The organism is Acetobacteroides hydrogenigenes (assembly GCF_004340205.1).
GTDB classification, from domain to species: Bacteria; Bacteroidota; Bacteroidia; order Bacteroidales; family ZOR0009; genus Acetobacteroides; species Acetobacteroides hydrogenigenes.
In genome coordinates, this window is sequence record NZ_SLWB01000004.1 from 80,036 (window position 1) to 100,138 (window position 20,103).

At 48.4% G+C, this 20,103-nt stretch carries 20 protein-coding genes and 4 tRNA genes; 13 read left to right on the forward strand and 11 right to left on the reverse strand.

Going from position 1 to position 20,103, the window contains the following annotated elements; all coding sequences use genetic code 11:
- Positions 1–540: 540 nt before the first annotated feature.
- Positions 541–933, forward strand: coding sequence for a hypothetical protein (locus CLV25_RS05730; protein WP_131838682.1), 393 nt, complete (start codon positions 541–543; stop codon positions 931–933).
- Positions 934–1,063: 130 nt separating this feature from the next.
- On the opposite strand, the gene CLV25_RS05735 is transcribed toward CLV25_RS05730, so the two are convergent.
- From CLV25_RS05735 to bcp, 3 genes are all read right to left on the reverse strand, one after another.
- Positions 1,064–1,136 (reverse strand) — tRNA-Trp (locus CLV25_RS05735).
- Between the two features lie 378 nt (positions 1,137–1,514).
- Entirely contained in the window at positions 1,515–2,525 is a 1,011-nt protein-coding gene (recA, locus tag CLV25_RS05740) for a recombinase RecA (protein WP_131838683.1), read from the reverse strand.
- A gap of 12 nt (positions 2,526–2,537) precedes the next feature.
- On the reverse strand, positions 2,538–3,002 hold the full coding sequence (bcp, locus tag CLV25_RS05745) for a thioredoxin-dependent thiol peroxidase (RefSeq protein ID WP_131838684.1): 465 nt from the start codon (positions 3,000–3,002) through the stop codon (positions 2,538–2,540).
- A 224-nt stretch (positions 3,003–3,226) separates the two neighbouring features.
- On the opposite strand from bcp, the gene CLV25_RS16210 reads away from it, so the two are divergent.
- The 5 genes from CLV25_RS16210 (at position 3,227) to CLV25_RS05770 (ending at position 6,705) form a co-directional block, all read left to right on the forward strand.
- Complete coding sequence (locus CLV25_RS16210) at positions 3,227–5,950, forward strand: tetratricopeptide repeat protein (protein WP_131838685.1); 2,724 nt, start codon at positions 3,227–3,229, stop codon at positions 5,948–5,950.
- An 8-nt stretch (positions 5,951–5,958) separates the two neighbouring features.
- Positions 5,959–6,240 carry an ATP-dependent Clp protease adaptor ClpS gene (locus CLV25_RS05755; RefSeq protein WP_131838686.1) on the forward strand — a complete coding sequence of 94 codons (282 nt, stop codon included), beginning with the start codon at positions 5,959–5,961 and terminating at the stop codon, positions 6,238–6,240.
- A gap of 177 nt (positions 6,241–6,417) precedes the next feature.
- Positions 6,418–6,504: transfer RNA gene (locus CLV25_RS05760), tRNA-Ser, on the forward strand.
- A gap of 8 nt (positions 6,505–6,512) precedes the next feature.
- Positions 6,513–6,587 (forward strand) — tRNA-Pro (locus tag CLV25_RS05765).
- Between the two features lie 43 nt (positions 6,588–6,630).
- Positions 6,631–6,705, forward strand: a tRNA-Pro gene (locus CLV25_RS05770).
- A 196-nt stretch (positions 6,706–6,901) separates the two neighbouring features.
- On the opposite strand, the gene CLV25_RS05775 is transcribed toward CLV25_RS05770, so the two are convergent.
- The 3 genes from CLV25_RS05775 to CLV25_RS05785 form a co-directional block, all read right to left on the reverse strand.
- The gene (locus CLV25_RS05775) at positions 6,902–7,549 is read right to left on the reverse strand and encodes a trimeric intracellular cation channel family protein (protein ID WP_243649600.1); all 648 of its coding nucleotides are present in this window, start codon (positions 7,547–7,549) and stop codon (positions 6,902–6,904) included.
- A 132-nt stretch (positions 7,550–7,681) separates the two neighbouring features.
- Positions 7,682–8,467, reverse strand: coding sequence for a TIGR03915 family putative DNA repair protein (locus CLV25_RS05780; RefSeq protein ID WP_131838687.1), 786 nt, complete (start codon positions 8,465–8,467; stop codon positions 7,682–7,684).
- A 2-nt stretch (positions 8,468–8,469) separates the two neighbouring features.
- Positions 8,470–9,720: a putative DNA modification/repair radical SAM protein gene (locus tag CLV25_RS05785; RefSeq protein ID WP_131838688.1), complete on the reverse strand. Its 1,251-nt coding sequence runs from the start codon at positions 9,718–9,720 to the stop codon at positions 8,470–8,472.
- Positions 9,721–10,093: 373 nt separating this feature from the next.
- Between CLV25_RS05785 and CLV25_RS05790 the strand changes: the two genes are divergently transcribed.
- Positions 10,094–10,906, forward strand: a complete 813-nt coding sequence (locus CLV25_RS05790) for an XRE family transcriptional regulator (RefSeq protein WP_131838689.1) — start codon at positions 10,094–10,096, stop codon at positions 10,904–10,906.
- A 213-nt stretch (positions 10,907–11,119) separates the two neighbouring features.
- On the opposite strand, the gene CLV25_RS05795 is transcribed toward CLV25_RS05790, so the two are convergent.
- Together CLV25_RS05795 and CLV25_RS05800 are read right to left on the reverse strand one after the other, a co-directional pair.
- Positions 11,120–11,851, reverse strand: a complete 732-nt coding sequence (locus CLV25_RS05795; protein ID WP_131838690.1) for a DUF6261 family protein — start codon at positions 11,849–11,851, stop codon at positions 11,120–11,122.
- Between the two features lie 211 nt (positions 11,852–12,062).
- Positions 12,063–12,470, reverse strand: a complete 408-nt coding sequence (locus tag CLV25_RS05800; protein WP_131838691.1) for a hypothetical protein — start codon at positions 12,468–12,470, stop codon at positions 12,063–12,065.
- A 401-nt stretch (positions 12,471–12,871) separates the two neighbouring features.
- Here CLV25_RS05800 and CLV25_RS05805 point away from each other — a divergent pair, with 401 nt between their 5' ends.
- From CLV25_RS05805 to CLV25_RS05820, 4 genes are all read left to right on the forward strand, one after another.
- The gene (locus CLV25_RS05805) at positions 12,872–13,942 is read left to right on the forward strand and encodes a type I restriction endonuclease (RefSeq protein WP_131838692.1); all 1,071 of its coding nucleotides are present in this window, start codon (positions 12,872–12,874) and stop codon (positions 13,940–13,942) included.
- Between the two features lie 158 nt (positions 13,943–14,100).
- The gene (locus CLV25_RS05810) at positions 14,101–14,790 is read left to right on the forward strand and encodes an ion transporter (RefSeq protein ID WP_131838693.1); all 690 of its coding nucleotides are present in this window, start codon (positions 14,101–14,103) and stop codon (positions 14,788–14,790) included.
- 120 nt (positions 14,791–14,910) lie between these two features.
- The gene (locus CLV25_RS05815; RefSeq protein WP_131838694.1) at positions 14,911–15,597 is read left to right on the forward strand and encodes a hypothetical protein; all 687 of its coding nucleotides are present in this window, start codon (positions 14,911–14,913) and stop codon (positions 15,595–15,597) included.
- A 29-nt stretch (positions 15,598–15,626) separates the two neighbouring features.
- Positions 15,627–16,160, forward strand: a complete 534-nt coding sequence (locus tag CLV25_RS05820) for a nitroreductase family protein (RefSeq protein WP_131838695.1) — start codon at positions 15,627–15,629, stop codon at positions 16,158–16,160.
- Positions 16,161–16,290: 130 nt separating this feature from the next.
- Here CLV25_RS05820 and CLV25_RS05825 read toward each other — a convergent pair whose 3' ends face one another.
- Complete coding sequence (locus tag CLV25_RS05825) at positions 16,291–16,884, reverse strand: acetate uptake transporter (RefSeq protein ID WP_131838696.1); 594 nt, start codon at positions 16,882–16,884, stop codon at positions 16,291–16,293.
- A 497-nt stretch (positions 16,885–17,381) separates the two neighbouring features.
- Between CLV25_RS05825 and CLV25_RS05830 the strand changes: the two genes are divergently transcribed.
- Positions 17,382–17,747, forward strand: coding sequence for a hypothetical protein (locus CLV25_RS05830; RefSeq protein ID WP_131838697.1), 366 nt, complete (start codon positions 17,382–17,384; stop codon positions 17,745–17,747).
- Positions 17,748–17,803: 56 nt separating this feature from the next.
- Here CLV25_RS05830 and smpB read toward each other — a convergent pair whose 3' ends face one another.
- Both smpB and CLV25_RS05840 read right to left on the reverse strand, forming a co-directional pair.
- Positions 17,804–18,256 carry an SsrA-binding protein SmpB gene (gene smpB, locus CLV25_RS05835; RefSeq protein WP_131838698.1) on the reverse strand — a complete coding sequence of 151 codons (453 nt, stop codon included), beginning with the start codon at positions 18,254–18,256 and terminating at the stop codon, positions 17,804–17,806.
- A 60-nt stretch (positions 18,257–18,316) separates the two neighbouring features.
- The gene (locus CLV25_RS05840; protein WP_165877000.1) at positions 18,317–18,889 is read right to left on the reverse strand and encodes a Yip1 family protein; all 573 of its coding nucleotides are present in this window, start codon (positions 18,887–18,889) and stop codon (positions 18,317–18,319) included.
- 79 nt (positions 18,890–18,968) lie between these two features.
- Between CLV25_RS05840 and miaA the strand changes: the two genes are divergently transcribed.
- On the forward strand, positions 18,969–19,919 hold the full coding sequence (miaA, locus tag CLV25_RS05845) for a tRNA (adenosine(37)-N6)-dimethylallyltransferase MiaA (RefSeq protein WP_131838700.1): 951 nt from the start codon (positions 18,969–18,971) through the stop codon (positions 19,917–19,919).
- The last annotated feature ends 184 nt before the right edge of the window (positions 19,920–20,103 follow it).

A 20,103-nucleotide genomic window follows, 5' to 3' on the forward strand; every position in this document is an offset into this window, starting at 1 on the left:
TATTAAGCCCAATACATATGTATACCCCCTAATATTTTTGTATAAGCCCTTATACACGATGTAGCATTCACATTTTCGCAGTGTATTTTGCTTAATACATATGTATAGCCCTCAATACTTTTGTATAAGCCCTTATACACGATATGGCCGATACTTTTTGCCGTGTATTTTGCTCGGATACGAGCGTATGGCATTCCCTACTCATGTATAGCACTACTATTAGGGCGTAACAACCAGATATTATCGGTAATGCCGGTGGCATACGCAGCAAGCGCTCCTTTTTTTACTCCTATTGCCCCCTATTTGGCGCAATACCGACACTCATAAGGAAGTCATCTGCTCCATTAAAGGCATACCTGTTGATAAATTTTCTTAGCTGTCAATAAGTGGCTCAATCCCTTGTAAAATCTAGCGTTCAGGTTAATACATAGAAAAGAATGACAAAATTTTTCACCATTAATGTATTTTATTTGCAGATAATAAGCTAATTTAGCAATAGATAAAACAACTTTTTTAAGTAGACACAAAAATTTAAATTTCATGGAAAACTCTTCAAGGGTTAAGCTGGGCAACAACATCTCAGAGATTCTCGGAGTTGCCGATAAAATGACAGTTAAACATTTAAAGGATGGAAATTCTTCGCCGTTACTGGCGCTAACCGATGTTAACTGGACCGAATTTGTTTCCAATGTTCCAAAAGCTGTTGAGCTGAATCGCGAGGCCGAAGAGCTTCGCATGAAGGCCGAGGCAAAATGTCGCGAGCGCGACCTACTAATGGAACCTATCGAGGAGGCCGTTAGACGTGGTAAGAATCTGCTGAAGTCCATCCACGCTAAGAATCCGAAGATGCTTGGCGAATGGGGATTCGACGTTACCTACACGACTCCTAAGAAAACCGTAGCAAAGACCTCCACTACTGAAAACAACCAGTAGCTTTGAATCGACCTATTTTGAATCTATAAACGGTCGTCTGGCTTGCCAGGCGACCGTTATTTGTAAGCAGACTTTTCGGTTTGCCCGAACAAAAAAAGAGCCCTATCGTACGATAAGGCTCTTTTTGTAGCACGGGAGGAGCGACTCGAACGCCCGACACTCGGTTTTGGAGACCGATGCTCTACCAACTGAGCTACACCCGTGTTTCTCTCAGAAGTGGCGCAAAGATGGGCCATTTTTTTCGATCTTGCAAGCCCTACGCCCATATTGGAGCCACATTTTAGCCATCTCGCTAAGCGTCAAGGCTAATATTTTTAGCAGAAGCCAACAAAACGTTGCGCCCTTTTCCCTAAGCCTCAGCCAACCGATAGGCAAGCAGCTACGCAGCATTGCTCCGGCACTGCATAGGCTAGCAGAACTTCTGCCTGTCAGCCCATGATAGCTCATCCGAATAGCCCCCGCAGCTCCGCAAAGGCTGCCCGCATTCAAAAACGAAGGGAGGCTGCCCGTTGCAGGTAGCCTCCCCTTATGCAATTCTGATCTGAAAGGGATCAGTGTAAATCTTTTCAATCGGTATAATCCTACTTGGTAGCCAGCGCCTCACGGATCTTACCCTCTAGCTCTTCGGCCAGCTCGGGGTTATCCTGCAGCAGCTGCTTAACGGCATCGCGTCCCTGTCCCAGCTTGGTGTCGCCGTAGCTAAACCACGAGCCGCTCTTCTTAACGATCTCGTACTCCACGCCTAGGTCGATAATCTCGCCGATCTTAGAGATACCCTCGCCGTACATGATGTCGAACTCGGCCTTACGGAACGGTGGTGCCATCTTATTCTTGATGATCTTCACCTTGGCGCGGGTACCGGTGGCATCCTCGCCGTCCTTAATCTGGGTGCTCTTGCGGATATCGATGCGCACCGATGCGTAGAACTTCAGCGCGTTACCTCCGGTGGTGGTTTCGGGGTTACCGAACATCACGCCAATCTTTTCGCGCAGCTGGTTGATGAAGATACAGGTGGTGTTGGTTTTGCTGATGGTGGCGGTGAGCTTACGCAGCGCCTGCGACATAAGGCGAGCCTGAAGACCTACCTTGTTGTCGCCCATATCGCCCTCGATTTCGGCCTTTGGCGTAAGCGCGGCAACCGAGTCGATTACCACGATGTCGATGGCGCCCGAGCGGATCAGGTGATCGGCAATTTCGAGCGCCTGCTCGCCGTTGTCGGGCTGAGAAATTAGCAGCGTTTCCACGTCAACGCCCAACTTTTCGGCGTAGAAGCGGTCGAAGGCGTGCTCAGCATCGATGATAGCCGCAATACCGCCAGCCTTTTGAGCCTCAGCAATGGCATGGATGGCCAGCGTGGTTTTACCCGACGACTCAGGTCCGTAGATTTCGATAACCCTACCGCGTGGATATCCACCGATGCCCAGGGCTACGTCTAACCCGATAGAACCCGACGAAATAACGGGCACATCCTCCGATGGCTTATCGCCCATTTTCATAATTGCGCCTTTACCAAAATCCTTCTCAATCTTGTCGAGGGTGGCTTGTAGCGCCTTTAGCTTGTCTTTGTTGATTTCTGCTTTTGCTGTGGCCATTTTATCTGTTTGTTATTTTTTATACGCGTCTAAGATTTGCTCAGCATGGCTCTTTACCTTCACCTTTTCGAAGATGTTTTCGATGATGCCGTTGCCGTCTATCACGTAGGTTTTACGGATGACGCCCATGTACTTTTTGCCGTACATGCTCTTTTCGCCCCAGGCATTGTAGGCTTCTAGAATCACCTTTTCGGTATCGGCAATCAGGTTAAAGGGCAAGCTATGCTTCTCTATGAACTTCTGGTGCGATGCCTCCGAGTCGGCGCTAACGCCCAACACTTCGAATCCTTTCGCCCTAAGCTCGCTCCAGCCATCGCGCAAGCTGCAGGCCTCATCGGTACAGCCGGGAGTGTTATCCTTAGGATAAAAGTAGAGGACTAGCCGCTTGCCGGCAAAGTCGCCAAGGGTAACCGCCTTGCCGTTTTGATCGATGCCCTTAAAATCAGGGGCTTTATCGCCAATCTGTAACGTTGCCATAATCAGTTCAATTTTACAATAAAGCTACTAAAAAAAATGAAAAATCGAGGGGCGTTCACAATTTTGTTTGGCATGATGCGTTGGCGAATGCTGTAGGACGATCGTAGAGGCGCGATTCATCGCGTCTTTACCCGTTTACATGGATAGTAGGGAAAATCCAACGCCCATCAAATTGTTAAAACCATTTGATTCGTTACCTTAGCAATATCAAATACAGTAAAACCATGCGCACTCTTCGATTACTACTAACGGCGTCAATACTGCTGGTAAGCATTGTGAGCGTTTCGGCGCAACAGGTATCGTCGGATGCCGCAAACCAGCTTTTTGCAGCAGGGAAGTACCGCGAGGCCATCCCTATGTACCGTCAGCTGCTCGAACGCTACAGCGAAGACCCCACCTATAACTACCGTCTTGGCATTTGCTACTTTCTTTCCGACGAAGATCTGAACGCGGCATATAAGTACCTAAAAGCAGCATCAACCAAAGAGGTACCCAATAAGGTATACTACTACCTGGGCGAGGTGTGCCGCTACCTTTACCGCTTCGACGAGTCGCTAAGCTACTACAAGCGCTTTATGGTAAATGGCGGATCTCCCGATGTTTCTACGGTAGCGCTGGAACTGGCGGCAAGTGCAGCATCTAACGGGCAAAACCTGCTACGCTACAGCTCTAAGGTATCGCCAATTGCTAAAGCCGAGGTTAACGCCGCCGACTTCTACAAGACCTACGACACCTACCCCTCCAGCTCGGGGTTTGGCGACATTCCTGCCGAGCTAAAAACCGTCATCGACGGTAAAAAGGGGTTGAACTCGCTTATCTTCTCGCATGTTGATGGAGGAAGGGTTGGCGATATATCGGTATATGCCAGCTACGGACAAAACGAAACCGGCAGTAAGGATCTCTTCTTCATCCAAAAGGTTGACGAACGGACATGGAGCCGCCCACAACGGCTGCCCGGCACCATTAACTCGCCCTTCGACGAGGACTACGCCTACATGTGTCCCGACAACCGCACGCTCTACTTTGCCTCGAAGGGGCTCTACAGCATCGGAGGCTACGACATATACCGGACAACCTACAGCTCGGAAAAGAAAGAGTGGAGCGCACCCGAAAACCTAGGTTTCCCCATCAATAGCCCCTACGACGACTACCTATTTGTTCCCGACAAGGATGGCAAAACAGCCTGTTTTGCCTCTATGCGCGGAATTAAGACCAATGGCACAATAAACGTGTTTAAGGTAGATGGCGTTGACAATACCATTAGAGTAGAGCTCTCGCCCGAAAGCGCATTTGCCCTACAAGGGCTAGATAAAAGAGCCGCCACTCCCGAACCAAAGGCCTCCGAAGCTGCCGCTACACAGCAAAGCAAAGTTGCCGTTGAGTCAACAGAAGGTGTTGCCGCACTTCCCGAATACCGCAAAATAAAGGTGGCGCTGGCAAACAACGAGTCGCTAACCGATTCTACGTCCAAAAAGATTGATCGCTTAAGAGCTGTATGGGCAGACATGCCCGATTCTACCCGTCAGGATGTGGAGCGACTAATCGTTTTTAACGAGAACAGGCTAATGGAGCTAACCAACATCAGGGAGCAGCTGCTCGACCAGGCAAGTTCGTTGGAGCGCGATTTTATTAGCGGAAAGATAAAGCTTGAGGTTAACGAAAAGCCCGCTGTCAACGAATGGTTCGTTCGAAACGAGCTGCTCGCCACACACCTAACCAAGCCTCAGCTAGACAAACTGGCAACCTCTCCGCTACGTATGCCACAAGCTATGGCGCTTATAGATAGCGCATCCTCCACTGGTGTGCAAATACAGGACTTGCAACAGATACTTACTGCCGCATCCGACACCCTGGAGATGGAAAAGGTTAAGGGCAAGATCAACGAGTACGAAGCCAGCCTAAAGCCTGCATTAAAAAGGTTGAATAGCGGATGGGCATCGTTTTATGGTGCCTACTTCGAGGTGATGAGCCAAATGGCTCGATCCCTACCAAGCACATCTGCCGAAGATTCAGTTCTGCTTCAAAACGCACAGCGCTCGTACCTTGGAGCAAAAGGAATTAGGAACGGAACAGCAGCCATTGGCGAAACCTATGCCGACTACCAGAAAGTAGAGGAGGCATACCTTAACGAGCAGAAATCGCTCAACTGGCTTAGCCTGTACCTGGCTCGAGCAGCAAAGGAAAAAAGCATTGCCGATTCGCTGTATGCAGCGCTCAACCCACAAAAAGAGAGCGAGCAAACGGATGTCGCGTTGACGGAAGCGTCAAACTTTGGCGTTGTAAAGCGAGACAACGTAGAGATACCACAGATTGCCTTTTCGGCACCAACCAATAGCGGCGAGTTTGCCGTAAACACTACCGCATCGTACAGCCAACAAAACCCAATGCCCAGCTCCAGATCTTTGCCAACAGGGGTTGTCTACTCCTTTCAGCTAGGGCTGTTCTCTCAGGAGCTAAACTACTCGCTATTTAAGTTCTCTCCAATGTTCTACGAATCGACAGGCAGCGGGAAGAGGGTGTTTGCAGGCATATTTAACAGCTACCACAGCGCTCAGAGCCGGGTTGCTCAGGTTAAGGAGAACGGATTTAAGGATGCCTTTATAGTTGCCTTCGCCGATAGAAGACTGGTTCCATTAGCAAAGGCAAAAGCGATGGAAGGGAAAAAAGCGATGGAAACAAAGAGCACAGTAGCTGCTCCATCGGCAATGTTTAGGGTTGTTGTTGGGACATTTGCAGGAGAGATGCCAAAGAACATTAAGGATATAGTGGAAAAGCTATTGTCTGATAAAGAGATTATAAAATCGCCAATGGCCGATGGGCTCATCACCTACAGCATTGGAAATTTTGATACATTTGAACAGGCAATCCCCCTAAAGAATCGGCTTGTTTCAGAGGGCATTGTCGAAGCATTTGTCACAAAGATTGAGTTAACTCCTAACGGGCAATAGAAGCAACAATGAGTTTAGAAAAATTTTTACCGGATTTAGGTGGAGACATCGAAGAGTTGGAATCTGCGAGGTATTCGCTAATCCTCTATAATGACGAAGTCAACCTTTTTGAGCACGTAATTGAATCGTTGATTGACGTGTGCGATCATACCGCCGAGCAAGCCGAGCAATGCGCGCTTATAGCCCACCTAAAAGGTAAGTGCGACATTAAGCATGGCGAATATATTTACCTCGAAGCAATGCACGATGGCCTAGCAGCACGGGGTATAAGCACCACAATAGAGGCCTGATTTTCGAATTTACATAAATTAAAGGGGTTGTTGCGAAAGTAACAACCCCTTTAATTTTCAGTATCTAGAGACGCATTAAAAGCCCACAATTCCCAGCGCACGCCTAATTTCGCTGGGAAAATGTTAGGAGAATGTTTGGCAACTTAGCAATTATCCTTATATTTGCATCGCAATCACGGTGAGGTGGGTGAGTGGCTGAAACCACCAGTTTGCTAAACTGACGTACGGGTTACCGTACCGGGGGTTCGAATCCCCCCCTCACCGCAAGTGAACGGGGTGTAGCGTAGTCCGGTCATCGCGCCTGCTTTGGGAGCAGGAGGTCGCAGGTTCGAATCCTGCCACCCCGACAAAACCGGAGACAAGACGTTGCTTGTCTTAAAATAAGAACAACGGGGTGTAGCGTAGTCCGGTCATCGCGCCTGCTTTGGGAGCAGGAGGTCGCAGGTTCGAATCCTGCCACCCCGACGAAAGCCTCTACAAAAAGTGAGGTTTTTTTGTTTATACTTAAGAGTGGTTTTAATACTTTAGAAGCGCCTAGGGTGAGCCTACGCGCTTTTTTTGTTTTAAATAGTTTGTGATTCTTTTTAGAGGACACCTTACAAAAAACAAAAGGATGCTATACAAAACGTAGCATCCTTTTGTTTTTTAGGGAAGTCCCCTGCTATTGCGCCCTAAAGTCCATTCGGGGAAGCCCAAGCTGCTGCTTTACGGATATAACTCGTATCCCAATTATTATTAGAATCGTCGCAACTTGGTTTGCCTCGGTTTGTATGCCAAAACGCTTTAGCAGGATGTATACAACTGCTCCTGCAAAACAGGCTGTAGCGTAAATCTCCTTTTTAAAAATTTGGGGAACCTCGTTATTTAGGGTGTCTCGAATAACGCCACCTGCAACGGCAGTCAGAATACCCATAATAATGGCCACAGGAGTGTTAATCCCATTTGCCAGCGCCTTCTCGACACCAATAATGGTGAATACTCCAATACCTATGGTATCGAAAAGAAAGATTGTTCTGCGAAATCGGAAAATCTGCTCTTTCAGAAAAAAGGTGATTATTACGGCAAGGATAATGACGTATAGGTAAGCCATCGACGATGTCCAGCTAACAGGACTTATGCCAATCATCATATCGCGCAGCGTTCCGCCGCCAATTGCTGTAACAAAACCGATAAAAGCAGCACCAAAAAGATCGAGGCGCTTTTCTCCGGCTGCTATGGTTCCACTTATGGCAAATACGAATGTTCCGATTAGATCGAGTAAGCTAAAGAAGTTCATTGCTGATGATTTGAGGTGCAAATATAGCCCCATTTAGGAATTAATTTACCAACCCCAACAAGCATCAAATAAGGTAATAAGCTGTAATGTAGCAGGGTGTGCAACAAGGATCATTCTTTCAGCCCCCGTTTTTTAGGGATGTAAATAGAGATTAACCTTAGTTTGCTATCTCTTTTCGGTAAGGTATTTCCAAAACCGCTTTGGCATGAAGTTTTGCTGCAGCTTCAGATTCTTTCGCTCCTTTATGGCGATTTCTTTAAAGAATACCTGCCAAAGGTGCTGATACTCCGCTTCGCATTCGGCAACCATCGAGGAAGACAGCCTCCCATTCTCGATGTTAAAGGTGGGCTCCTCGATGGTAATTAGCGCAACATCCTTGCCATCGAAATGAGCGCCGTAGTTACGGGCGGTATCGTAAATCACCCACGCCTGATCGTTGAAGCGATTCTTAAAGTGCGAAACTATGATTTTGAGAACATCGTACTGTGGGGCTATGGGGGCAAAGTAGGTACCATCCTTCGATTGCTCGAATCGGATAAACATCAGCATTCGGTGAGCCTCGCGGGTTACCTTGCGCTGCATCTGCCTCACGCGAAGGATGTACCCCTCCCCCATCATCCCCGAAACATCTCGTTTAAGCTTAAAAAGCAGCTGCAGGTAGCGAAATATGTCGATCTCGGCCATGGGTACATTCGACATAAAGGCATGGTAGAGCATATCGCACGTTGCCATTCCTCCGTACTTGCAGATGCCATTAAATACGCGCTCGCTTTTATACTCGTCCTTAACCAGGGTTATCTGCTGGCCGAAAAGCATGGATTGCGTGTCGGTTGTGATGGTTGTTGGCAGCAGCTTTTGCTCGTAAATGTCGAATACGGCCGAGAGAAGCCCTTCGAAAGTGCCATCGTACACAATGGCAACGCTGCTTTTATATGGTACCGCAGGATGCATGGCTAAAATAGCGTTAGCTGTTGTGGCTTTGCGATGGCCGCATCGTGAAGGATGAGCGACTTTAGCGTACCGGGCTGATAGTCGCTCAGCAGCGCCTTGCTGGGAAGCTCGTTGCACGTCAAAAAGTACTTAGCCCGGCGCATTACCACTCCAATCTTGCGAAGGTTATCGCTGTCGAGCCGGCGGTAGCGCCGCGCCTCCACAATTAGCTTGGCCGAGCGAACCCCAATGCCGGGCACGCGCAGCAGCTGCTCGTAATCGGCCTTGTTTACGTCAACCGGAAAGATTTCGGGATGGCGAATGGCATATGCCGCCTTGGGGTCGATGTCGAGATCGAGGTTGGGGTTAAGCGTATCCACCAGCTCGTCCACATCGAAGTGGTAGAAGCGCAGCAGCCAGTCGGCCTGGTAGAGCCGATTCTCGCGCTTGAGCGGTGGTGCAGAAACGGCCGGCAACCGCTTGTCGTAGGCATTGGTTGGCAGGTAGCCCGAGTAGTAAACGCGCTTTAGGCTTGCCCCCTTGTACAAGCCCGAGGCAAGATGAAGGATGTCCGAATCGCTTTCGCTGGTAGCGCCTACAATAACCTGCGTGCTCTGCCCTCCGGGCGTGTACGACGGCGCCTTCCGGAAGATGCGGCGCTCTTCCTTGTTCGACACAATCCTATCCTTTATGTATAGCATGGGATGGATGATGCTGGCATGATCCTTTTCGGGGGCAAGGAACTTCAGCCCGCTATCGGTAGGTATTTCGATGTTTACGCTCATACGATCGGCGTACAAGCCTGCCTCGTTGAGCAGCTCCGGCGAGGCTCCCGGAATGGCCTTTAGGTGAATATAGCCGTTGAACTTATGCTCCAGGCGCAGCTTCTTGGCAATATTAACCAGCCGCTCCATGGTATGATCGGGCGAAACCACCACGCCCGAGCTAAGGAAGAGCCCCTCGATGTAGTTGCGACGGTAGAAGTTTATGGTAAGGTCTACCAGCTCATCAACCGTAAAGGCGGCGCGTGGCACATCGTTAGAGCGACGGTTGATACAGTAGGCACAGTCGTATATGCACTGGTTGGTGAAGAGCACCTTTAGCAGCGAGATGCACCGCCCATCGTCGGCAAAGCTATGGCAGATACCCGCCGATAGCGCATTGCCCAAACCTCCGCTGCTGTTCTTGCGCTTGCTCCCGCTGGTGGCGCACGACACATCGTACTTGGCCGCATTGGCCAAAATGCCTATTTTTTTAGCCAAATCCATAGCAATAGCTGTTTAGTTTGCTAATATTATTGGCAAATATATAGCATTTATACGATGTTCTACAAATTTATTGCTAAAACATTTGGCAAATGGCTAAAAAAGCTGTTAATTGGGCTTGCGTTACTGATGATGCTACGGCAGGACGACGTAAAGGCTGAGAAAGGCGCATGCTGAAGAGGCCAATAGACCTACATCCTCCGTCCAGACCAACGCCGTTAGCTCAAGAAAGGTCCACCTCGGAGTGCCCCTAAAATCTCCACATAGAAAAAGAAAGGGCCAACAAGGAGGAGGTCGCGAGCCGCCATCGAGCAGAAACGCCCTAGTTGCACTTGTAGCGATTGAGAAAAACCAAGGTGAAACGTGCTAAAACCACCACAACATGAAGATTGAAGAGTGCTTTGCATCGAACTTGAAGTACCTACGCAAGAAGCATAACCTTACGCAGGAGGAGCTTGCCGGTAGAATCGGCGCCAACCGTTCGGTAATTGGCTCGTACGAAGAGGGCCGCGCCACCCCTAAGCTGGGCGCCCTTATGCAGATTTCGTGCCTTTTTCGGATACGGATCGACGAGCTTATCTCGGTAGACTTGAGCATCACCCCCGAAGATCAGCTGAAATCATTCCGCCCCAAAATGCAGGGAACCGAGCTCAGGGTGCTTACCACCGTGGTTAACGCCAGCAACCGCGAGCAGGTTACCATTGTTCCGGTACAGGCATCGGCCGGGTACCTCGACGGCTATGCCGATATGGAGTACGTAGAGCAGCTCCCATCGTTCGAGCTGCCCATTAGCGAGATGAGCGCCGAGCGCACCTACCGCATGTTCCAGATTAAGGGCGACAGCATGCTGCCCATACCTTCGGGATCGTACATCGTATGCGAGTACGTCGAGAACTGGATGAACGTTAAGGATGGCCAAGCCTACGTGGTGCTTACCGAAACCGAGGGCGTGGCGTTTAAGCGCCTATACAACAACATCGACGACGATGGAACCTTCCTGTTCGTATCCGACAACCCGCTATACGACCCCTACAGAGTAGGCCCACAGGACATCCTGGAGGTGTGGAAGGCCAAAGGCGTCCTCTCGTTTGCCATAGACAACGCCATAAGCGAGGAGATGAACAGCCTGAAGTCGCAAATCGCCAAGCTTACGGCCGACGTGGAGAAGCTCAAGAGCAACCTACCCGGCAGCTGATAGGACGGTACGACTCCTACCTCTCCCCCATCACGTTGCTACCCTTCGTGCACTATGCCGCCACGGCCCTTCGAGCCCATCGGCGGCCTTAGGTGCTGCGCGCTGCATGGTTGCTGCACCGTTGTACGCCCCTCAAACAAAATGGCGCATCCCTTGCCGAGCTGCGCCATCGTATACCGTACATGTTAACCTCCAAATCCTACTGCGGCCGTTCTACTTACCCTCCGCCTCCTTCTTCTCGTTTTCGCGAATGGTGGCGCGGCTCTTTATGGTAACGGCAAACGGCTCAATGGCACCGTTGATCTGCTCGATGGCGGCGGCCACCTCGGGCTCGTAGTCCGATACCGAATTGAGATACTGGAACACCTGGCTCATCGAGGAGCGTAGGCGGCGGGTAGCCTCAACGCTCGACAGGTTATCGGCACCATTAACATCCTGAATACTCTCTACGAAGTTTCCAAGATCATTCACCTCAGGCTCCATCCGTACCACCACGTCGGTAGCCCCAATGGTGGCGATATCGGCTGTTAGCGAGGGCGACTCCTTAATATCAGCGAGAAGCTGGCGCATGGTATCAACCTGAACGGGAATGCGAAACTCCTGCATGTTGTAGCCCCGGTGCCGAATGGCGGTAAGCACCCGCTCGCCTGCACTTCGTACATTTTCGTCGCGCCGAACCGTTGCTGCGATAGCTAGCCCTTTGAGCTCCTGCAGCGAGCTGTCGCAAACATCGTCCTTGAGGTGTAGCACCTTGGTCTGCTCGGGATTGACGTTAGAGCCCACTGCCCTATCGAAATCCTTATTCGCGTCCAAAATGTTATCCACCATTTTTTGGGGAACGTGCTTGCCGGTTAGCAGCACCATTAACCTTTTAATAACAAACGCTGCCAAAGAACCGACTTCCTTTACCTGCAGCTTACTAAGATCTAATGATAAAATTCTCATTGTTCTACCAATTTTTTTGTTTATAAAAATCCGTACATGGGCAACAGAACTGTTGGTATCCCCAGTACGAAAGCTTTGGGGTAGGCTTTGGAGACCTGCCTTAAAGATTAATATTTATTTTTAATTAACAATTAAATTCATCCTTATTTTTCCAAAATCTATACTTCAACAAATTACCGCTATCATACTACTTCCTTAATTAAAAAGAACACTAATCAACCGACAGTTGCTTGTCGTCGGCTTCCCGATGGCTGGAAATCGAAGACAGCTGCTTATCGTCGGCTTCCGAGCGGCTGAAAATCGAAGACAGCGGTTTGTCGTCCATTTCAGGGCGGCTGGAAATCGACGACAGCTGTTTGTCGTCCATTTCAGGGCGACTGGAAATCGACGACAGCTGTTTGTCGTCGGCTTCCGAGCGGCTAAAAATCGAAGACAGCCGCTTGTTGTCCGCCTCAGAGTGGCTGGAAATCGACGACAGCTGTTTGTCGTCCATTTCAGGGCGACTGGAAATCGACGACAGCTGTTTGTCGTCGGCTTCCGAGCGGCTAAAAATCGAAGACAGCTGCTTGTTGTCCGCTTCAGAGCGGCTGGAAATCGAAGACAGCTGTTTGGTGCCCATCTGCCAGCACCTCCGAAGTGCACATCAATCGGCTGATGCCCATTTACCAGCTCCTAGAAATCGGCATCACTCGGCTGGTGCCCATCTGCCAGCACCTCCGAAGTGCACATCAATAGAGGGAATCATTTTTTCAACGACTTTTTTCTATAACACTGATTAACGATAGACTTTTATTATTACATTAGAAGCCTACTTATAATCGTATATCTACCAGTAAGAATAGCAAATGTTTACCGTGGTGTGCCCTCGTTCGAGATGAAGATTTGAGATTATACGATTTTACGGCTGGGTTTGACGTTCTTTATTGCCATCTGCAGCGCTGTATTGCAATAGCATTAACGCTAAACCTCTATATAGGTAAAAAGAGAACTTCAAATATTAATCTATTAAACTAGAACGTTATGGAATTTAAAGAGCAGATCAAACAACTTGGAGACAAAGTTGTGAAGCTAAGAGACCAAATTCAAACAGAAGAGGCGACCAAGAGCGCTTTTATAATGCCCTTCATACAGAGCCTCGGCTATGACATCTTTAATCCAATGGAAGTTGTTCCAGAGTATATAACCGACTATGGGGCTAAAAATATTGAAAAGGTTGACTACGCCATTCTAAAAGAAAATCAGCCTATACTTATTATTGAATGTAAAAATCATTCGGAGAACCTCGACAAGCACTACACCCAAGTACATAAGTACTTTCATTTGACGAAAGCAAGATTTGCGCTGCTAACAAACGGTGTGCAGTACAACTTTTACACCGATTTAGATTCAACCAACAAAATGGATGAAAAACCATTTTTCAGCTTTGACATCACAAATCCGAAGGATCAGCAAATAAAAGAGCTTTCAAAGTTTCACAAAAGCGGGTTTGATGTAAATACCATCCTCACAACAGCAAGCGAGCTGAAGTACAGCAACGCGATTAGAACTGTTTTAAGCTCAGAAATTGCCAACCCGACACCTGAGTTTGTCAAATACTTTGTCAGCCGAGTTTATGAAGGAAAAGCAACCGAAAAGGTAATGCTGCAATTTACGGAGCTAGTAAAGAAAACCGTTGAACAAACCTTTAACGACATTGTGAGCGATCGCTTAATGAACGCGATAAACCAAACAAAAAAAGGACCAGAGGAAAGCAGTACAGAAGCCCAACAACCTGAAAGCACAGAGAGCAAGGTAGTCACAACCGAAGACGAAATGAATGCCTTTTACATTGTGAAGAGCATCCTAAGAACCAAAATTGACGCTTCAAGAATCTACTTTAGAGATTCTCAATCCTATTTCAGCATTATACTAGACGACAACAACAGAAAACCAATTTGCAGGTTATGGTTTAATGGGGTTTCCAAAAAGCATATTGGCCTATTTGATGGTGAAAAGAAGGAGACAAAAGTGGAAATAGAATCGTTGGATGATATTTACAAGTACACCGCGGAGCTTCTTAGCACAGTCTGCCACTACGATTCCGAGAAGTAACCAGAATACACCCCTTATAGCATGTATTAAAGCGGTAGATTTTATATCTCCCGCTTTACTTTTTTACTACGCGGAAATCAGATTTGAGGTTATTGCTTAATTTAGCCACCCTTTTGCCATTATCTAGGGCAAACCTCATCACAACAATAAAAAGATATATGGAAAACCTTAACGAGGATTCAGCGCCCAGCTATGTAACAGGTAGGCTTGGCTATCTAGACATTATCACCTTCGTTCTATCGTTTTACGTTTTAATTGTCCTACTCGTAAGCACCCTATACAAGCTCCCCACCGAAGTTTCAAAGATCCTTTTTTACGCTGACAACGCCATTTGTGTAGTATTCTTCATCGACTTTTGCTACAGGTTTTACTATGCGAAAAACAAGCTCGCATTTTTGCGTTGGGGATGGGTTGACCTTGCCTCGTGCATTCCGATGGTAGAATACCTACGAGCTGGAAGGTTGGTGCGAGTTATACGCCTTATAAGATTACTTCGAGTATTCCAGTCCAACAAAAACTTCATAACGTATATCTTCAGGAATCGAACAAAGGGGGCATTTACCTCAATCTCCATCCTTGCCCTATTGCTCGTTATTTTTTCGGCGATAGCGATACTTCAGGTCGAGAAAGCGCCAAACAGCAACATCAAAACCGCCGAAGATGCCATTTGGTGGGCATACGTTACAATCACCACCGTGGGCTACGGCGATAAGTACCCTGTAACTACAGAAGGTAGAATAATTGCGGCCGTCCTAATGACTGCGGGAGTCGGGCTTTTTGGTACATTTACGGCATACGTAGCTTCGTGGTTTGCGCAGCCAGCCAGCAAGCCAAGGGAAGATAAGTAGCCTTTAGGTTTACACAGCATCGTATTAACAAGCACAACGACCTATGGAATTCTCCTGTTCAGGGAGGTAGGTTGCCGTTAATGATTGCATTAATTTAGTAAGAACTGAATTCTTTTGAATATGAAAAAGATTTTCATAACCACCATTCTCGCTTTCCTAGCTTTTAACATCTCGCTATTTGCCCAAGATGGCAAACAAGAGATGTTAACTACTACAGCAAAGAATAGCTCGATTTCTTTCTACCCGCTAAACCTGTTCAACATCTATGAGCCATCTATCCAGCTGGCATACGAACATGCGTTAAATAGGAAATGGGCCATTGAACTAGATGGAGGTATAATAATCAAGAGAAGCATAGTACCGTTAAAACATGATTTGTTTACTTTCAATTCGCAAGACTTTAGCCACTCGGGATACAAGGTGAGGGTGGAAGCAAAACGATTTATTTGGACCAACGCAACAGGGAAGCACAACTTCTATGTTTCAACGGAATCATTTTACACTCATTCCATATCGAATATCTTCACCACATACGTCAATATTGGGGGCGGCGTTTTCTACGACGACTATACGGTGAATAAGGATGTTGTTGGTTTGAACTTGAAAATTGGAAAACAGTTTATGTTCAACCATTTTCTGCTCGAGCTATACGGAGGCTTGGGAGTAAGCTACCACATCGCCACCCACCAGTACGCCGATGATTACAGCAAACCCGATCCTGATGTCCTACAAGACTACCTATTTAGGGAAGGAAAATACTTCCAGCTAACCCTTCCCCTAAACATGAAGGTAGGATATCGGTTCTAGTTCACATTCAACTCTAACTTAAACTCCCTATGGAATTCTCAGAGCTAGTAAAGCATCGCCAAAGCGATAGGAAGTACGCCGACCTCCCCGTTGAGCGGGAGAAGCTGCTGCAGTGCATCGAGGCGGCTCGGCTGTCGCCCTCGGCCGACAACTCGCAGCCGTGGAAGTTCGTGGTGGTAGACGACCCCGCGCTAAAGGAGCAGGTGGCCGGCTGCGCAACCGAGCTGGGCATGAATCGATTTGTCCATCAGGCACCCGTAATCGTAGCGGTGGTGGTCGAGCGGATGAACGTACTGGCCACCATTGCCAGCGCCATCAAGCGGAAGGACTTCTCGCTGCTCGACGTGGGCATAGCCGTAAACCAGCTGTGCCTGCAGGCGGCCGACCTGGGGCTTGGCACCTGCATCATCGGCTGGTTCGACGAGAAGAAGGTCAAGAAGCTGCTGCAGGTAGATAGGGGTCGGCGCATTCCGCTGCTGGTTACCATCGGCTACTCCGAGGCCAAAACGCGCGATAAGATCCGCAAGTCCACCGAGCAGATGAGCAGCTGGAATAGGTACTAGAACAGCCATCCGCATAGCCTACTCCCGAATACGAAATCGCTTACGGCCATAGTAGCATAAAAAAAGAGGCTGCCGAAAGGCTGCCTCTTTCTATTTCTTTTCGGCAAAAGCGCCCCATCGAAGGGCTACCCTACTTTGCCCCTAGCGGGAGTACCGTTTTCCCGTACACCTCGTTTAGGATTTGAGCCACGCTGGCGTAAAGAGCCATAGCACCGCATAGGATGCCATCGGCGCCAGCAAGGGTCTTAACCGCTTCGTTACCGCTAAAGTCGGCAATAGCCAGCAGCGCAAAAAGGGCCACAAGCGAACCGAAAACGATTTGCATCACGCGGTTCATCTTAAGGGTTCCTACAAACATAAATGCAGAGAAAACACCCCATACAAGCAGGAACCAGCCCATCGATTCGGCTGTAGGCTTAAGCTCTGCGCCCATCTCGGTACGTGGCAACAGCCAAATCATCACAAGCGAAATCCAGAAAAAGCCATACGCTGTGAAGGCGGTTGCCCCAAACGTGTTGTTTTTCTTAAATTCCATTACTCCCGCAATTACCTGAGCAAGCCCTCCTACAAAGATTCCCATACCAATAATCATGGCATTTAATCCGTAGAATCCAACATTGTGCAGGTTTAGAAGAATGGTGGTTAAACCAAAGCCAAGAAGCCCAAGTGGAGCGGGATTGGCGGTTGTGTCTTTTAGAGTAAGAACACCGTCATTTCTTTCCATAATGTAGTTTTGTTTAAGCCATTAGCGGCGCGCGAAAATAGGGCTGGTTTTTGAGATTTCAAATAGACATAGCCGCCCTACGCAATGTTTTTTACGGCGCCTACACCAGCCTACCGAAGTATGAACATTGCAGCAATACGCTGCGTTAGTTTCGAGAGGGTACGGTTGCCCTACTAAAATACTGCTGCCATGAAATACAGGGCGCATCGACTAGTGGTAAACAGCAAAACCAACGGCTCATAAGCACGCTCGAATGAGACGTAATTTCAGCTGTTCCGAATACGACCACGGCGTTCCTAACGCAGGGATGTCGGATTAGCGTCTTGTTAATTGAGCAAAAGTGGCCGTAAAATACACCCGAGTCCATTCCTCGCGGAAGAGGCTGAAATTCGGAACGCTCCATATGCCACCTTTGGCATAATTATTGTTAATGTTAGAAAATGTTTTTAAATTTCCTTCCGGGATTATTTAGATCGAAAACCAAAAAGATTGCATTTATGAAAAAGCTCGGTGTTATTTTAATTCTAGGCATCCTATTTATGGGATGCACCAAGGATGCAACAGTAGATACAACGAATGCTTGTACCTCTGCAAATCCAATCGAAGAAGTTGGTTGGCTTAAGGACATGAAGAACTCCCTTACAAATTGTAGCTGCGAGAGTTCAATCATTCAGGGCATATACAACAATCAAACTGTGTTCTTTATTAGGGGTACAGATCCCCTTTGTAACAGCGTCAATATGCCTACTCTATATAGCTGCGAAGGAAAAGTTGTTAGAGTATTTAACGAAACAGACTATCGTGAATTCGATGATAAAGTGACTCCGGTTAAAGTGATTTACCGATGCAAGGCCACAGAATAACAGCTACAATCTTTCTATATGCATCAAAAAAACGCCGACTTTGCAGTCGGCGTTTTCTATATCTTCAGGTGGCGGTCCATCTCGCGCTTGGCGTCCTTCAGCTTCAGGGTTTCGCGCTTGTCGTACTCCTTCTTACCCTTGGCTAGAGCAATATCGAGCTTAGCCAGCCCCCTATCGTTTATAAACAGGCGCGTAGCGATGATGGTAAGCCCCTTCTCCTGCGACTTGCGCTCGAGCTTAGCCAGCTCCTTACGCTGCAGCAGCAGCTTACGGTCGCGCCGCGGATCGTGGTTGTTGTAGCTTCCCCACCAGTACTCCGAGATGTTCATCCCTTTAACAAAGAGTTCGCCACGGTGAAAGTAGCAGAACGTATCCACCAGGCTCACCTTGCCGGCACGAATCGACTTGATCTCGGTACCCGTTAGCACGATGCCGGCGGTGTAGGTCTCGATGAACTCGTAGTCGTGGCTGGCACGCTTATTCCGTATGTTGACTTTTGGTTTATCCATGTTACGATGACAAAAAAGCAGAGCTCCGAGCCCTGCTTTACAAATATAGAAAAATACCTTCTAAAATACGATGGCCAGCAATCCCCTTAGAATAAGGTGGGCAATAAGGGTTATCCCCACAAAAATCAGCACGGTGAGTACGGTGTAGCCCAAGCGCTGCTCGGTAACCGTGCCCAAAACCGGCTTAAAGCCCAGCCAAAGCACGTACAGCGAGTAGAAGCAGGCAAGGCGCATCAAACCATTGATGGGCTGAACCTGAAAGATATTGCCGATGGTCATAAACAGCAATGCCGGAGCAATGGAGAAGATGGCCAGCTTAGCCGAAAGCGTCAGATCCTTGGTAGAGTCGAAGTTAACCGAAAGCCTCTCGATGGCGTAGGTTAAAACGATTACCGAGCCACATGGAACGGCAAAATCGATGAGGGTTTGACCGATAATTTCTCCAAGGCTATCGCTTTGCGTCCAAATCAGGTCTCCAATAAACGTCGATAATGCGTAGATGGCACAAAAGGGAATGAGGTAAGCTTTGTACAAGGCGTTAATCTCAACGTTCTCCTCTCGGATTTCCTCCCATTCCATTTTCGGATTTCGAAGAAGACCAAATATTCTATTCCAGAGTTGTTTAGGGTTCATTTGAGCGTGCATTAAAAAAGCAGACAAAAATAGGCTATTTTTGCATAAAACTCCCATGTTTTAAAGCATTTCAACTGCAATGAGCAAAAAAACATACGACCTCATAACCATTGTAGGTCCAACCGCTTGCGGCAAGACCACCCTAGCCGTTGCGCTAGCCGACAGGTTGGGTGGCGAAATACTCTCGGCCGACTCGCGCCAGGTGTACCGCGGAATGGACATCGGCACCGGGAAAGATCTCTCGGAGTACCAGCTCAACGGGCGCCATATTCCATACCACTTAATAGATATTGTTGATGCAGGAGTACGCTTCAACGTGTTCGAGTACCAGCAGGCATTCCTAAAGGCCTACAACGAGGTTGCCATTCGGGGCAACCAGGCCATCGTATGCGGTGGATCGGGAATGTACGTCGAAGCTGTGGTTGAAGGCTACGACCTGAAGCCGGTTCCACAGAACGAAGCGCTAAGGGCATCGCTCGAGGCGTACACGCTCGAGGAGCTAACCGATATGCTCAGTGCCATGAAAACGCTGCACAACAAAACCGATGTCGACACCAAGAAACGCGCCATACGCGCCATCGAAATCGAAACCTACTATAGGGATCATCCGCAAGAAAAGGTGGAGTACCCTAAGCTCGCCAACATCTACTTTGGCATCGACATTCCCCGCGAGCTGCGCCGCCAGCGCATCACCCAACGACTGCACCAGCGGCTCGACGAGGGGCTTATTGACGAGGTGAAGGCGCTACTTGCCAAGGGTGTCACCATCGACGACCTCCTTTACTACGGGCTGGAGTACAAGTTTGTGGGCAGCTACCTCGATGGTAAGTTCGCCTACCCCGATATGGTTAGCGGTCTAGAGATGGCCATCCACCAGTTTGCCAAGCGCCAAATGACCTGGTTCCGGGGCATGGAGCGAAAGGGTGCCACCATCAACTGGGTTGACTATAACTTGACCCTCGACGAGAAGGTTGACTTCATTTTAGAGAAGATTGGACCGAAGGCTGATGGTTCAACCCACTATAAATAATTGCACAAAACTTTTTCGAAGAATATCCCCCGCTGGCGGGGGTAGGGGGTGGATTCTCGGTAATCCATATTAGTTAACCAGAGTATTATGTCTAACATCTTTTCTTAGGCAAAAGTTTTCTAACATCAACGAGCATTGTCCACCCCCCTGCCCCCGCCAGCGGGGGATACGCTTTGTGCTACGA

Coding starts and splice junctions, on each gene's coding strand:
- CLV25_RS05775 (WP_243649600.1), bottom strand. CDS start 7,549: ATGGGGCTATATTTGCACCTCAAATCATCAGCAATGAACTTCTTTAGC.
- CLV25_RS05800 (WP_131838691.1), bottom strand. CDS start 12,470: ATGGGCACCAAACAGCTGTCTTCGATTTCCAGCCGCTCTGAAGCGGAC.
- CLV25_RS05815 (WP_131838694.1), top strand. CDS start 14,911: ATGAAAAAGATTTTCATAACCACCATTCTCGCTTTCCTAGCTTTTAAC.
- bcp (WP_131838684.1), bottom strand. CDS start 3,002: ATGGCAACGTTACAGATTGGCGATAAAGCCCCTGATTTTAAGGGCATC.
- recA (WP_131838683.1), bottom strand. CDS start 2,525: ATGGCCACAGCAAAAGCAGAAATCAACAAAGACAAGCTAAAGGCGCTA.
- CLV25_RS05790 (WP_131838689.1), top strand. CDS start 10,094: ATGAAGATTGAAGAGTGCTTTGCATCGAACTTGAAGTACCTACGCAAG.
- CLV25_RS05820 (WP_131838695.1), top strand. CDS start 15,627: ATGGAATTCTCAGAGCTAGTAAAGCATCGCCAAAGCGATAGGAAGTAC.
- smpB (WP_131838698.1), bottom strand. CDS start 18,256: ATGGATAAACCAAAAGTCAACATACGGAATAAGCGTGCCAGCCACGAC.
- CLV25_RS05780 (WP_131838687.1), bottom strand. CDS start 8,467: ATGCATCCTGCGGTACCATATAAAAGCAGCGTTGCCATTGTGTACGAT.
- CLV25_RS05825 (WP_131838696.1), bottom strand. CDS start 16,884: ATGGAAAGAAATGACGGTGTTCTTACTCTAAAAGACACAACCGCCAAT.
- CLV25_RS05830 (WP_131838697.1), top strand. CDS start 17,382: ATGAAAAAGCTCGGTGTTATTTTAATTCTAGGCATCCTATTTATGGGA.
- CLV25_RS05810 (WP_131838693.1), top strand. CDS start 14,101: ATGGAAAACCTTAACGAGGATTCAGCGCCCAGCTATGTAACAGGTAGG.
- CLV25_RS05805 (WP_131838692.1), top strand. CDS start 12,872: ATGGAATTTAAAGAGCAGATCAAACAACTTGGAGACAAAGTTGTGAAG.
- CLV25_RS05795 (WP_131838690.1), bottom strand. CDS start 11,851: ATGAGAATTTTATCATTAGATCTTAGTAAGCTGCAGGTAAAGGAAGTC.
- CLV25_RS16210 (WP_131838685.1), top strand. CDS start 3,227: ATGCGCACTCTTCGATTACTACTAACGGCGTCAATACTGCTGGTAAGC.
- CLV25_RS05730 (WP_131838682.1), top strand. CDS start 541: ATGGAAAACTCTTCAAGGGTTAAGCTGGGCAACAACATCTCAGAGATT.
- miaA (WP_131838700.1), top strand. CDS start 18,969: ATGAGCAAAAAAACATACGACCTCATAACCATTGTAGGTCCAACCGCT.
- CLV25_RS05755 (WP_131838686.1), top strand. CDS start 5,959: ATGAGTTTAGAAAAATTTTTACCGGATTTAGGTGGAGACATCGAAGAG.
- CLV25_RS05840 (WP_165877000.1), bottom strand. CDS start 18,889: ATGAACCCTAAACAACTCTGGAATAGAATATTTGGTCTTCTTCGAAAT.